This window comes from Beggiatoa leptomitoformis (assembly GCF_001305575.3).
Lineage (GTDB): Bacteria > Pseudomonadota > Gammaproteobacteria > Beggiatoales > Beggiatoaceae > Beggiatoa > Beggiatoa leptomitoformis.
On the sequence record NZ_CP012373.2, the window covers coordinates 4,205,148 to 4,218,506 of the forward strand.

Consider the following 13,359-nt stretch of genomic DNA (forward strand, 5'->3'; position numbering starts at 1 on the left):
TTAACATCACCCATTACCAAAACCTGTTACCATTTTTGGAATCGAGACTGATACAATTCTAAGCGTGAAAATGATGTAAGGTTTGATAGATTCAATAAATAAGGCACATGGGGGTTATTATGCAGGTTGATTGGTTAATTGTTGGGGCGGGGTTTACAGGTGCAGTGTTAGCAGAACGTATTGCTAGCCAATTAAAGCAGAAGGTATTAATCGTCGAACAACGCGACCATATTGGTGGCAATGCTTATGATTATCATGATGAACAGGGCGTATTAGTTCACCAGTATGGACCACATATTTTTCATACAAATGCCAAACATGTTTGGGATTATCTCGCCCAATTTACGCAATGGCGTAGTTATTATCATCATGTTTTGGGGGTTGTTGACGGGAAATCTGTGCCGATTCCCTTTAATCTCAACTCGTTATATTCCTTATTCCCCCCACAGTATGCGGCAAAATTAGAGCAGGCATTGTTATCTGAGTATGGATTTAATGTTAAAGTTCCTATTTTAAAAATTCGGGAGTCTGCTCCCAGTGAAGATTTAAAATTTTTGGCGGATTATATCTATCGCAATGTTTTTCATAGCTATACATTAAAACAGTGGAATTTAACACCTGAAGAACTTGCTCCTTCAGTTACTGCCCGAGTGCCTATTTATATCAGTCGTGATGACCGTTATTTTCAAGATACCTATCAGGGCTTGCCAAAAAATGGTTATACCCCACTATTCCGTAATATGTTGAATCACCCGAATATCAAAGTGTTATTAAACACGACATTGAGCGATATTGAAGGCGAAATTCAATATAAACGAATGATTTATACTGGGGCAATTGATGATTTCTTCCAGCATATACATGGTGAATTACCTTACCGCAGTTTGCATTTTAATTTTATTCATACCCCTGTAGAGCAATATCAGGCTGTAGGGACGGTGAATTACCCTAATGAATACCATTACACGCGAATAACTGAATTTAAACACTTAACAGGACAACGTAGTTTTGGCACAAGCTATGTGGAGGAATATCCACAGGTTTATGTTAGGGGAAAAAATATTCCTTATTACCCTATTCCTAAAGATGAGTATCGGTTGTTATATAAAGAATATGAGGCTGAAGCGCAGAAGTTAGCGGGAAAAGTTTTGTTTGCGGGGCGGTTGGCGGATTATCAGTATTACAACATGGATCAGGCAATTGCACGAGCTTTAAGTTTATTTGATAAAGTGATTTGTCAAGCATAAAGCTTATTATAAACCATTGTTTATAAAATATTACCTATTACTAACGGATACCACATTAAATGCGGGTATCCGTTAGGCGACTGTATCAACGCGCTTTACTCAGCGTTTGTTTATAACCAATCCCAGCGCAACGTTAGCATAAAACTTCTCCCTTCTTGCGGAATTAAAGAGTTACGAAAACCAGCACTGCGTTGGCTAAAATCATTGCCTGAATCGGCTTGTTCAAAACCGGGAACTAAATAACCTTTATCAAATAAGTTATTGATTTTAAAAGAAGCAGAAAATGGCTTGTTTTTATAACCAATATTCAAATGTACTAGGGTGTAGTCTTCTGCTTTAATCCCTAATGGTGTTAAGGCATTACGTGAGTAAAGTTCACGACTACTCACATAGTTAATCCGCGTATCAATAAACCATTTTTCGTTCAAGGGGAAATTTAATCCAAAATTCAGTTTATGGGGGGCAATATCACCAACATCTGCCTCTCCCTCTACCCAGTCTTGCAAATCATGGTCATAGTGAATGCTACTGCGTGCTTCGGTATAGGTATAATAGACATAGCCTGTTATATCAGGAGCTTGTATAAAGTTAGGGAAGGAGTAACGTCCACGATATTCCAATCCATAAACATCCCGTTCACCCGCATTTTCAGCTTCTTCCTTAATCACGTTTTTATAGTTAGCATAATATAAAGACACGTCATGTAACCAGTTATCCATTTGATAAAGCGTGATAAATTCATAATTTTTCACTTCTTCAGGCACTAAATTAGGATTGCTTAAACGTCCACTCCATCCGCCCCAAACTTGTTGGGGTGCAGGCTCTTGAAAAGCATAGCCATTTAAGAATTTAAATGAGAGTTTATCTGACCAACGATAAATTGCCGATGCACGCGGATTGATAGTGCTACCATACAAACTATTATGGTCGTATCGTACACCTGCATTTAATCGCCAAGCGTCTTTATCCCAAATACCTTGTAGATAAATACCTTTGTCCACCGTTGTCATGCGGTCATCTTCTGGCACGTCGGCGGCAGTTCCATCCGCAATCACTGGGGTGGGATCTGTGCTATAAAAAACCCCTTCACCCAAACCATAAGGGCCTGAATCTTCCCCATCAGAGCTAGAACAATAAGAACTTATCCAATAAGAACAAACATCATAGGCTTTAGTGAGACGTTTATTTTCATACTTAACGCCCCCTGTCATCCGCCATGTGTTGCTTAATGTATAATCATAGTCTTGTTTTAAAAGAAAACTTTCGCTTTCTGAATTCCAATCGGAATAACTTAAATAAGAATAGTTTGTATCCGTCCTGTCAGGGATAGCCTCTGCCCATTGCCCCCATGTATTACTCCTACGGAACAAAGCTAAAGAGGTGATGTTTAAACTATCCGTGAATTTATCATTATGTTTTAAATAAAATTGTGAAGATGAAGTGTACCAAGGGACATTAGTTTGTACATAATCATTGGCGTATGCTGCTCCAAAGGATGTTTTGGTTTGCCACAACATAGTCCCTAATGTAAATGCACCATAATTGATGTCACCAATAATTCCCCATGAATCTGAAGGGTCATAATAACTACCCAGCGATTTACCATCATTAGAAAGACTGGTAATACTTCCCCATGTATTTTGATTACTTAACAATTCATTACTGGTAAAACCCCACTGTTTAGGAAAATCATCAAGCCCTGCCTCATCACTGCTACCTAACGTACCTGAAAGGGTAAATTTCAACTGCTTATAAGTTCCACCTGCTGCAAACTCAACCCGTTTATTATTGTAGCTACCATAACGAACCGTTGCATTCGCGAAAGATTCACCCGCTTCCAAAGAACTCGCTTGTTTTGTAACAACGTTAATGACCCCTAAAAACGCATTTGCCCCATAAACAACACTGCTAGGACCATATAAAACCTCGACACGCTCAATAATAGATAAAGGATATTGTGTTGAAATATTAGCTATTTGTCCCCACAGCGTATTATCAACAATACCATTTACCATGAATAAAGTACGTTGCGTCGATGGTGTTCTATAACCACGCTGATAGGCATTTACACTGACTGCTGCACCTATCTTAACGACATCAAATCCGGGCAAATCATATAAAATTTCATCTAAACTGCTATACCCGCGCTTTTCAATATCCTGAGCAGAAATGACTATCATTGCAGCAGGTGCATTAGCAATTGTTTCCTCAATGCCTGATGCAGCATTGATTTTAATGTCCATTAGTTCGCTTAAACTCAAATCTAATAGCTCTCGTGCTTCTAAAACATTATTAGATAACACACAAGGACTACATCCTAAGATAAGCAAACTTGCTATTGTTTTTATACTGTTAGTCTTGGAAAACATTGTAGAAAATCCTAGTTTTGCACTTACCAATCTACCTAAAACAACTTATTATTGATTTTGAATAAAAACTTCATTCACACTGTTAGCGTGATAAAGAAAAAGAAATATAAATTCATACAATTAATAGCGATTACTATATGGAGGATGACGTATAACATTCATTTTGTGTGCCATTAACGCAACAATAAATGAACGAATAACACAATACTATCAGGTGATATACCCATATTAAATGTATGGAATTTAAACAACCAACTTAAAATAAATCTTTTAACTTATAATAGGTTGTTCCCAATACCAACAAGGGCATACGTAACCACCGCCCACCGGGGAATGGATGATGCGGAATTTCGCCGAATAAATCGAACCGTTCAGATGTTCCTGCAAGGGCTTCAGCCATTAATTTTCCTGCAAAACCAGCCATTGCCAATCCATGTCCTGAATAACCCTGTGCAAAATAAACATTACTGCCCACACGACCAAAATGGGGCGCACGATTAATCGTAATCGCAACATGTCCACCCCACGCAAAAGCGGGTTTAATCGCTTGTAATTGCGGGAAAACCCTCAGCATTTTACGGCGCATAGTTTGCGTTAAATGAATCGGGTCAACCGTAGAATAGCTCACCCCGCCGCCGAATAATAAACGCCAATCAGCCGATAAACGAAAGTAATCCAAAACAAAATTGACATCGGCAACAGCCATATTATTACTAATCAACTGCGTCGCCTGTGTCTTGCCCAAGGGTTCGGTTGCTAAAATATAAGTACTCACAGGCATCACTTTCGCCTCAATAGCAGGCAATATTTGATGTAAATAAGCATTGCCACTTAAAATCAGATGACGGCAACGTACCTGTCCTTGCGCAGTGACTGCAACAGGTTGTTGACCTTGCGTAACACGTATGACTGCTGACTGCTCAAATATTTTTACACCTGCTTGCTGAGCGGCTTTTGCCAGTCCTAATGTATAATTAAGCGGATGCAAATGTCCGCCATTGGTGTCATAAACACCACCTAAATACCGTTTTGTCGCAAGAATCGAGCATAACTCCTCCTTTTCCATAAACCGCATACTGTGATAGTTATAATGTCGTTGCATTTCCTCAGCCCATGCTTTCAACTCCTTATACTGACGCGGTTTAACTGCAACCTCAGCCAAACCCTGTTGAAAATCGCATTGAATATCATATTTTTTAATATTATATTTTAATAATTCAATGGCTTCTAACGACATCTGCCACAACGTCAATGCTGCTTCTGCACCAACTAACTGGTTTAAACGACCTTGACCGCAAGCAAATCCTTGTAAAATCTGCCCACCACTACGTCCTGATGCGCCCCATCCCACGCGCGTACCTTCCAAAAGAACGACTTGATAACCCCGTTCTGCTAACTGTAACGCGGCAGAGCATCCCGTGATGCCACCCCCAACAATACATACATCACAGTCCAACGTATCTTGTAACTGTGAAAAATTCAAAGATTGATTCGCTGTTGCTACATAATAAGAACTAATATGCTCAGGCTTACCCATGTTAAGACCTCAACTAAACAAAATTAACTTAACTTAAAAAATCTATATAATCAAAATATTATAAAAAACTCCAAATGATTTTTATTCTACATTAAATACCCTAGTGTTTTTATATGAAATAGTACATATATTACTTATAGTTCTTTATTCCTATGATAACTGGGTTTATAGATAGAATCATAAGAAATTATCATGTTTATAGTCCATTATATTATTAATATATCATCCTTTTTTTAAGACCTACTTAAAGATAAAACTTATTTTATAAAGGGTTATATTGAATATAAAAATAATCTACTATTTAAACTAAAAATAAAAAATAGTAGTAACTTTATCAAAATTGGAGTTTATCATGTTATTAAACGATTTTTTACCACATGGCTATTGTATTTCTTGGCTACCTGACTTATTAGCTTTACATGTTTTAAGTAATGGAATCACTGCACTCTCTTATTATGCAGTCGCGGGTGCAATTGTTTATTTTACGCATGGACGAACAGATTTACCGCGTAAAACCCAATGGTTATTAATTGGAACATTTGTTGTTTTTGCTGTCTGTGGTACAACACATATCCTTGATATTGTAGTTTTTTGGTATCCTGTCTATTGGGTAAGTGGTTGGCTAGGAATGTTAAATGCGGGTGTTTCCTTTTATGTGTTTATCTTTCTACTAGTGCCTCTCATTCCCTATGCGTTAGAAGCCCCAAGTCCTGCCAAATTGGCAGAAGCAAATATTGCCTTACAAGCAGAAATTGCTGAACGGGTTCGTTCTGAAGAAAAATTGCGCCTTTCTGAACAAGCATTACGTGAAAAAACGGCTGATTTGAGTTCTGCTTATTTAGAAATTACTGATTTAAACAAGCAGCTTTCTGAAGAAAATGTTCGTATGGGGGCTGAACTGGCTGTTAGTCGGCAATTACAACAAATGGTTTTACCACGTCCTGAAGAATTAGATGAAATTGAAGAGTTAGATATCGCTAGCTATATGCAACCTGCAACAGAAGTTGCGGGCGATTATTATGATATTTTACAAGAACAAGGACAGGTAAAAATTGGTATTGGTGATGTTACAGGGCATGGTTTAGAAAGCGGAATGGTGATGCTAATGGTGCAAACAGCCGTGCGAACCTTATTAAGTAGCCATATCGACGACCCTAAAATATTCTTTAACATTCTCAATCAGGTCGTTTATGACAATGTAAAGCGGATGCAATCTGATAAAAATCTCAGCTTATTATTCATGGATTATCAAAAAGGTAAGCTACGTTTAAGTGGACAGCATGAGGAAGTCTTGATTGTTCATCAGGGAGGCGAGGTAGAACGCATAGATACGATTGACATGGGGTTTTTAGTCGGTATCGAGCGCGATATTACGCATTTTGTCACTAAATTAGAACGCGATTTAGACCCCGGTGATGGAGTTGTGTTATACACAGACGGCTTGACGGAAGCACGAAATAGTCAAGGAAAACCGTATGGTGTTGAGCGTTTATGTAAACATATTAGTGATAATTGGCATTTGCCCGCTTTGGAAATCAGACAAAGTATTGTCGCGGATATTCAAGAACATGTAGGGTTAACCAAAATTGTGGATGATATTACCTTTATCGTAGTCAAAATGCGTGGTTATAGTCATCCATTGCGAGCATAGTTATTTGTGTACCCTCTTGATTTATTTATCAAGAGGGGTAGAAAACTTATTTTGTTAATAAGCGGAGAACTCTGATTTAGCTAATTTCTTATCAAAAAAAGCGTTATCTTTGTTACCTCATCACTAACCCTTTTTTAACAGAGACTTGTAAAGCCTATCTATTCACTTCCCAATACAAAATGTGGAAAAAATCTTCCCTAATAAATCATCGGACGTAAATTCTCCCGTGATTTCCCCTAAGGCTTGTTGAGCGAGTCGTAACTCTTCTGCAACTAATTCATTTTGATAATGAGTGACGCAATCCATCGCATTTTCTACAGCAATCAGTGTGCGCTTTAATGCTTCTAAATGTCGTCGGCGGGCAATGAATGTGCCTTCTGTTTGTGTTTGTACACCTAAACGTTGCCGTAATTTGTCTTTTAACGCATCAACACCCGCCCCTGTTTTGGCTGAAATATAAACCATTCCTTGAGGACTCACCCCTGCCGCATGGTTGCTTAAATCAATTTTATTACGGATAATCAATGGCTCAGATGGAATGCTCGCCAATAGTTCGGGCGTTGCTTGGTCATCTGCATAGCGGTCATCCAGTAATAAGATAACTAAGTCCGCATCTTCTAAGGCTAATTTGGTTCGCCGTATGCCTTCTTGTTCAACAATATCCGTTGTTTCCCGCAGACCTGCCGTATCAATAATGTGTAAAGGCATACCATCTAGTTGAATTTGGTCGCGAACAATATCGCGTGTTGTCCCTGCAATGGGGGTCACTATCGCGGTTTCACGTCCTGCTAAACAGTTGAGTAAGCTAGATTTACCTACATTTGGCTCACCAACCAGCGCGATTTTTACACCTTCATTGAGTAAAAAACCTTGTTGCGCTTGGGCAAAAATCGTTTGTAACGTTTGTTTTAACACGCTTAATTTTTGTTGCACTTGCCCATCGGCTAATAAGTCAATTTCTTCGTCGACAAAATCGATACCTGCTTCAATATAAGTTCTTAATAGAATTAACTGTTCTAGCAAGGCATTAATTTTATGCGAAAATTCTCCTTGTAATGAACGCAATGCCGAGCGCATGGCTTGCACGGAGGCACTATCTATTAGGTCAGCAATGGCTTCAGCTTGGGTTAAATCTATTTTACCGTTTAAAAAAGCGCGCTCAGAGAATTCCCCCGGTTGGGCTAAGCGCGCGCCTGCCGCAAGTACCGCACTGAGCAGTTGGTCCATGACAACGGCACCGCCATGTCCTTGTAGCTCTAAAACGGCTTCCCCTGTAAATGAGTTTGGTGCGGGAAAATAGAGGGCAATACCTTGGTCAATTAATGCGTTTTGTGCAGTAACAAATGGGCTATAGGTTGCGTAGCGGGGGTTAGGCACTTTGTGCAAAATGGCTTGCGCTATCATGGGGACAAGTGTCCCAGACACACGTACCACACCTACGCCGCCACGTCCTGCGGGTGTTGCAATCGCAGCTATCGTATCAAACTGATTTAACATAAATAACTAGCTCATTCTCATTTAGACTGAAGAGTGAATCCGTTGTCCTAACATGTCAGGAGTGACCAATACAACGCCTTTTGGGCTGATGTAAAACCGTTTAGCATCTTCCTCGCGGTTTTCACCTATCACGATTCCATCTTCTATCCGACAGCCTTTATCTAAAACAGTTTTACGTAAACGGCAATTTTTACCTATTGTTACATCGGGTAGTATCACGCAGTCTTCTACATGGGAAAATTCATTAACGCGCACATTAGAAAACAGTAGCGAGTGTTTAACCACCGCGCCCGAAATAATGCACCCGCCTGACACCATCGCGTCAATGGCCATGCCGCGCCGTCCTTCATCGTCAAAAATAAATTTTGCAGAGGGGAGTTGTTCTTGATATGTCCAGATAGGCCATTCTTTATCATATAAATTCAATTCAGGCTCAACCGCAACCAATTCCATATTGGCTTCCCAAAAAGAGTCTAAAGTACCGACATCGCGCCAATACGCCCGTTTATTTGTGACAGGATCGCGGAAAGGATACGCCATCACCCGATGGCTTTGGATAATGCGCGGAATAATATCGCGCCCAAAATCATGGCTAGAGTCGCTCCGTTTTGCGTCTTCTGCCAATTGTTCAGACAGAAAAGCACGGTTAAAGAGATAAATCCCCATAGAGGCAAGGGCTTGTGATGGGTCACTGGGCAAAGGTTCGGGTATATCTGGTTTTTCTTTAAATTTTGTCACCCAGCCACATTCATCGATGCTCATCACCCCAAAACCTTTTGCCAGTTCTAAGGGAACTTCGATGCATCCAACGGTCATATCGGCATTGTGACTGACATGATGCGCAATCATTGTTCCGTAATCCATTTTATAAATATGGTCGCCCGCGAGAATAAGGACATATTCTGGCTCATGACTGCGAATAATATCTAAGTTTTGGTAAACCGAATCGGCAGTGCCTGAATACCACATGGGTTTGTCTAACCGTTGTTGTGCTGGTAATAGTTCGACAAACTCACCAAATTCACCGCGTAAAAATCCCCATCCACGTTGAATATGCCGAATTAATGAATGGGCTTTATATTGGGTTGTCACCCCGATACGATTAATCCCTGAGTTAATACAATTAGATAATGGGAAGTCAACTATTCTAAATTTACCGCCAAAAGGCACAGCAGGTTTTGCTCTCCAATCAACCAATGGCCCTAAGCGAGAGCCACGCCCGCCTGCTAAAATCAACGCGAGCGTATCGCGGGTTAGTCGGCTAACAAAACGGGATTTCTTTTCCACGTACATTATTGCCTCTCCTTGAGTGATTCATTCATTTTATTTGCAAAAGACGATATGCCAATAGTTGCTGCATAGTGTATCAAAGACTGCCAGCAGTAGAGCGTAATACCACGTCACTTTTATGCTTTATAGTAACCGTATTTTAAAAAGAGAATAAGAAATGACCTATTCAATAGATTTCCGTAAAAAAGTATTAAAAGTGAAACAAGAAGAAAATCTCACCCTAGCAGCGGTAGCGAAACGCTTCCAAATAGCCATCGCAAGCGTCGTCAGGTGGAGCAAAGTATTGGAAGCCAAAGGAACACGTAACAGACCAACTAAAATAGACATGGAAGCCCTAAAACAAGATGTTGCATTATATCCCGATGCTTACCATTATGAACGCGCAGCCCGTTTTGGGATTACGGAAGGCGGGATTCGCCATGCGTTAAAACGTCTAGGGATTCGCCGTAAAAAAAACCCTCAAACATCCCAAAGCCAACCCCGAAGCACGGCAAACCTTCCAAGACAAAATGAACTGTTATAAACAATCTGATAGGCAAATTGTTTTCATCGATGAAAGTGGTTTTGCTCATGATATGCCACGCCGTTTTGGTTATGCTCCTATCGGCAAACGTTGCTCTGGCACGCAAGACTGGAATGCAAAAGGACGTACTAATGTCATCGGGGCTTTGCTCAATTTTTGTTTATTAACCGTCTCTTTAGTTTCTGGGGCGATTAATTCCGATGTCTTTTTCGCTTGGATAACCCAAGACTTACTTCCTAAACTCCCTCAGAATTCTGTCATTGTCATGGATAATGCCACTTTTCATAAACGTAGTGACATTCAGCAGGCTATTTTAGACGCTGGGCATCTCTTGGAATATTTACCCCCTTATTCGCCTGATTTAAATCCTATTGAGCATAAATGGGCTCAGGCTAAGACTCTCCGTAAACAACAACATTGTTCTATTGATGAGCTCTTTTTACTGAATTCTATTTAATCTTTTTATAGTACTGTTGCTATATATCATGGTCTATATTCCTGTTTACTTAAGATGAATTAATCTGCCATAAAGAAAAAACTGTTAAAATCGCGCCGATATTTTTTATCATTGGAACATAGATAATTAAAATATCTGTTATGTGGGGTAAGAAAGGATTAACACGAGAATTGTCTGAATTAAAAAAAGGGTAAAGAGGGGAATTGCCTTCTTTATCACCAAAAATCAGGGCAATGTTGTTTTTAGGGAACTTTATAGATGGGCAATTTCAAATTATTTGAAGTTGTTATTAAATACACCTTTTTTTAGGTGTGAATGTACAGGGCTTATAAAATCAGATGGATAGAACTTCCGTTATTAATGCTTACAAACGTTATGCAAATATTTATGACCATGTATTTGGATGGATTTTTCATCCGGGGCGAATGCGCTCAGTAGAACAGATGCGTTGTCAAACAGGCGATAGCGTGTTAGAAGTTGGGGCAGGAACAGGTTTATCTTTACCTTTATATCCGCCAGACGTGGTCATTATTGGGATTGATATTTCACCGCACATGTTGAGTAAGGCCAAAATCTTAAGCGAGCGTGATGGATTGGAGAATGTTGCCTTTGCGGTTGCAGACGCACAATTGCTTTGTTTTCCAGATAATACCTTTGATAAAGTGGTTGCAATGTATGTCGCATCTGTTGTGCCTGACCCACAAACGTTTGTTGCCGAAATTAAACGGGTCTGTAAACCACACGGCGATATTTTTTTCGTCAATCATTTTAGTCATACAAATATATGGGTAAGACAGTTTGAGCGGTTTCTAACTTTATTTTCCCATATTTTAGGCTTTAGAACAGATTTGTCTTTAGACGCATTTATCAGTCAAAATCAACTGATTGTAAAAGAAATAACGCCGATTAATCTGTTTGGTTATTGGAGCATGGTTCATGCTATCAATGATTAGATAAGTCATAACGGTGGTGGGTTGCATCAATATAAAAAAGATAACACACACTTTTCGGATAAATCAGATAAAAATGGGTTAACTTATTATTTTTGGCTTACTTTTATCAAAATTGACGCATAAAAAAACGCGCTGAATGATTAATAACTTCAGCGCGTTTTTATTAACAACAACTACAGTTCATTATAAGCTGTAGTACATGTCAAACTCGATAGGATGTGTAGTCATCCGTAAACGAGTGACTTCTTGCATTTTTAAACCAATGTAGGCATCAATAACATCATTAGTGAACACACCGCCCGCTAATAAGAAGTTACGGTCAGCGTCAAGATTTTCTAATGCCATATCTAATGAATGACAAACCTTAGGAATGGTTTTTTCTTCTTCTGGGGGTAAGTCATACAAGTCTTTATCCATTGCTTCACCGGGATGTATCTTGTTTTGAATCCCATCAATACCCGCCATTAACATTGCTGCAAAAGCTAAGTAAGGGTTGGCTGAAGAATCAGGGAAACGCACTTCGATACGACGGGCTTTCGGGCTAAAAACGAAAGGAATACGGATAGAAGCAGAACGGTTACGGGCAGAATATGCCAACATAACAGGGGCTTCAAAACCGGGAACTAAACGTTTATAGCTGTTTGTACCCGCATTAGTAAAGGCGTTTAAGGCTTTAGCATGTTTGATGATACCGCCGATGTAATATAAAGCGGTGTCTGATAAGCCTGCATATTTGTCGCCTGCAAACAAGTTCACACCATCTTTGCTTAAAGATTGGTGAACGTGCATACCGCTACCATTGTCGCCAACTAAAGGCTTAGGCATAAAGGTTGCGGTTTTGCCATAGGTATGAGCAACGTTCAGAATGGCATATTTCAGAATTTGTACTTCGTCAGCTTTTTTCACCAAGGTATTCGCGCCAACACCAATTTCGCATTGACCAGCAGTTGCCACTTCATGGTGATGCACTTCAACAACTAAGCCCATTTCTTCTAAGGCTAAACACATTGTTGCACGAATGTCATTTAAAGAATCGACAGGAGGAACGGGGAAATAACCGCCTTTGACTGTAGGACGATGACCAAAATTGCCATCACCATAAACTTTTTCGGAGTTCCAACCAGCTTCTTGGGAGTCGATTTGATAAGAAGAACCACTGATATCTGATTTCCAACGAATATCATCAAAAATAAAGAATTCGTTTTCAGGACCAAATAAGGCGGTGTCTGCAATACCTGTAGATTTTAAGTAGGCTTCTGCACGTTTACCTAAAGAACGGGGGTCGCGCTCATAACCTTGCATGGTTGCAGGCTCAATAATATCGCAACGCAAGTTCAGCATAATTTCTTCGGCAAAGGGGTCGATGACAGCGGTCTCGTCATCGGGCATGAGAATCATGTCAGATTCGTTAATCCCTTTCCAACCCGCAATGGATGAACCATCAAACATTTTGCCATCGACAAACAAGTCTTCTTTGACTGTTTGAGCGGGAACAGAAACGTGTTGTTCTTTTCCTTTGGTATCTGTGAAACGAAAATCAACAAATTTAACATTGTGTTCTGCAATTAACCCTAAAGTTTTTTCACCAGCCATAGTGGACTCCTAACAAGTAAGGACTGAAATAAGTTTTGCGTTTTTATAGCGTGTCAGTCGTCGTAACCAGCCCGAAAACTGCGCTACGCGGTAAGGCGTTAAGTTTACTCTTTCACTGGCAATTTTACACTAATCCATCCAACACAAAAATGTAAAAAACGCATTTAGTAGGCAGGATTTATGCCGTAAGTATTTATTTTAATAAACAATGGATTAGTTTGTTTTGGTTTCAGATAAGCACT

Annotated in this window: 10 protein-coding genes; 5 read left to right on the forward strand and 5 right to left on the reverse strand. The window is 39.7% G+C overall.

Annotated elements, in window-relative coordinates; genetic code table 11:
• The first annotated feature begins 119 nt into the window (after positions 1-119).
• The gene (gene glf / locus AL038_RS17900; protein WP_062155618.1) at positions 120-1,247 is read left to right on the forward strand and encodes a UDP-galactopyranose mutase; all 1,128 of its coding nucleotides are present in this window, start codon (positions 120-122) and stop codon (positions 1,245-1,247) included.
• A gap of 110 nt (positions 1,248-1,357) precedes the next feature.
• Here glf and AL038_RS17905 read toward each other — a convergent pair whose 3' ends face one another.
• Both AL038_RS17905 and AL038_RS17910 read right to left on the reverse strand, forming a co-directional pair.
• Complete coding sequence (locus tag AL038_RS17905; protein WP_083991586.1) at positions 1,358-3,616, reverse strand: TonB-dependent receptor plug domain-containing protein; 2,259 nt, start codon at positions 3,614-3,616, stop codon at positions 1,358-1,360.
• A gap of 256 nt (positions 3,617-3,872) precedes the next feature.
• The gene (locus AL038_RS17910; RefSeq protein ID WP_062155187.1) at positions 3,873-5,153 is read right to left on the reverse strand and encodes an NAD(P)/FAD-dependent oxidoreductase; all 1,281 of its coding nucleotides are present in this window, start codon (positions 5,151-5,153) and stop codon (positions 3,873-3,875) included.
• A gap of 352 nt (positions 5,154-5,505) precedes the next feature.
• On the opposite strand from AL038_RS17910, the gene AL038_RS17915 reads away from it, so the two are divergent.
• Positions 5,506-6,804, forward strand: coding sequence for a PP2C family protein-serine/threonine phosphatase (locus tag AL038_RS17915; protein ID WP_062155189.1), 1,299 nt, complete (start codon positions 5,506-5,508; stop codon positions 6,802-6,804).
• 162 nt (positions 6,805-6,966) lie between these two features.
• On the opposite strand, the gene mnmE is transcribed toward AL038_RS17915, so the two are convergent.
• Together mnmE and glgC are read right to left on the reverse strand one after the other, a co-directional pair.
• A complete protein-coding gene (gene mnmE / locus AL038_RS17920) occupies positions 6,967-8,301 on the reverse strand; it encodes a tRNA uridine-5-carboxymethylaminomethyl(34) synthesis GTPase MnmE (protein ID WP_062155191.1) in 1,335 nt (444 codons plus the stop codon).
• A 21-nt stretch (positions 8,302-8,322) separates the two neighbouring features.
• Positions 8,323-9,594 (reverse strand): glucose-1-phosphate adenylyltransferase, encoded by a 1,272-nt coding sequence (gene glgC, locus AL038_RS17925; RefSeq protein WP_062155193.1) that lies wholly within the window; start codon positions 9,592-9,594, stop codon positions 8,323-8,325.
• Between the two features lie 154 nt (positions 9,595-9,748).
• On the opposite strand from glgC, the gene AL038_RS18665 reads away from it, so the two are divergent.
• From AL038_RS18665 to AL038_RS17940, 3 genes are all read left to right on the forward strand, one after another.
• The gene (locus tag AL038_RS18665; protein ID WP_062155195.1) at positions 9,749-10,114 is read left to right on the forward strand and encodes an IS630 transposase-related protein; all 366 of its coding nucleotides are present in this window, start codon (positions 9,749-9,751) and stop codon (positions 10,112-10,114) included.
• Positions 10,101-10,571, forward strand: a complete 471-nt coding sequence (locus AL038_RS18670) for an IS630 family transposase (protein ID WP_106405028.1) — start codon at positions 10,101-10,103, stop codon at positions 10,569-10,571. Before AL038_RS18665 ends, AL038_RS18670 begins: the two co-directional genes overlap by 14 nt.
• 338 nt (positions 10,572-10,909) lie before the next feature.
• Positions 10,910-11,524: a class I SAM-dependent methyltransferase gene (locus AL038_RS17940; RefSeq protein ID WP_062155197.1), complete on the forward strand. Its 615-nt coding sequence runs from the start codon at positions 10,910-10,912 to the stop codon at positions 11,522-11,524.
• A 183-nt stretch (positions 11,525-11,707) separates the two neighbouring features.
• Here the strand turns inward: AL038_RS17940 and glnA are convergent, their stop codons facing one another.
• Positions 11,708-13,117 carry a glutamate--ammonia ligase gene (gene glnA / locus AL038_RS17945; RefSeq protein ID WP_062155199.1) on the reverse strand — a complete coding sequence of 470 codons (1,410 nt, stop codon included), beginning with the start codon at positions 13,115-13,117 and terminating at the stop codon, positions 11,708-11,710.
• Positions 13,118-13,359: the final 242 nt, after the last annotated feature.

Coding starts and splice junctions, on each gene's coding strand:
- glf (WP_062155618.1), top strand. CDS start 120: ATGCAGGTTGATTGGTTAATTGTTGGGGCGGGGTTTACAGGTGCAGTG.
- AL038_RS17940 (WP_062155197.1), top strand. CDS start 10,910: ATGGATAGAACTTCCGTTATTAATGCTTACAAACGTTATGCAAATATT.
- AL038_RS17905 (WP_083991586.1), bottom strand. CDS start 3,616: ATGTTTTCCAAGACTAACAGTATAAAAACAATAGCAAGTTTGCTTATC.
- mnmE (WP_062155191.1), bottom strand. CDS start 8,301: ATGTTAAATCAGTTTGATACGATAGCTGCGATTGCAACACCCGCAGGA.
- glnA (WP_062155199.1), bottom strand. CDS start 13,117: ATGGCTGGTGAAAAAACTTTAGGGTTAATTGCAGAACACAATGTTAAA.
- AL038_RS17910 (WP_062155187.1), bottom strand. CDS start 5,153: ATGGGTAAGCCTGAGCATATTAGTTCTTATTATGTAGCAACAGCGAAT.
- glgC (WP_062155193.1), bottom strand. CDS start 9,594: ATGTACGTGGAAAAGAAATCCCGTTTTGTTAGCCGACTAACCCGCGAT.
- AL038_RS18665 (WP_062155195.1), top strand. CDS start 9,749: ATGACCTATTCAATAGATTTCCGTAAAAAAGTATTAAAAGTGAAACAA.
- AL038_RS18670 (WP_106405028.1), top strand. CDS start 10,101: ATGAACTGTTATAAACAATCTGATAGGCAAATTGTTTTCATCGATGAA.
- AL038_RS17915 (WP_062155189.1), top strand. CDS start 5,506: ATGTTATTAAACGATTTTTTACCACATGGCTATTGTATTTCTTGGCTA.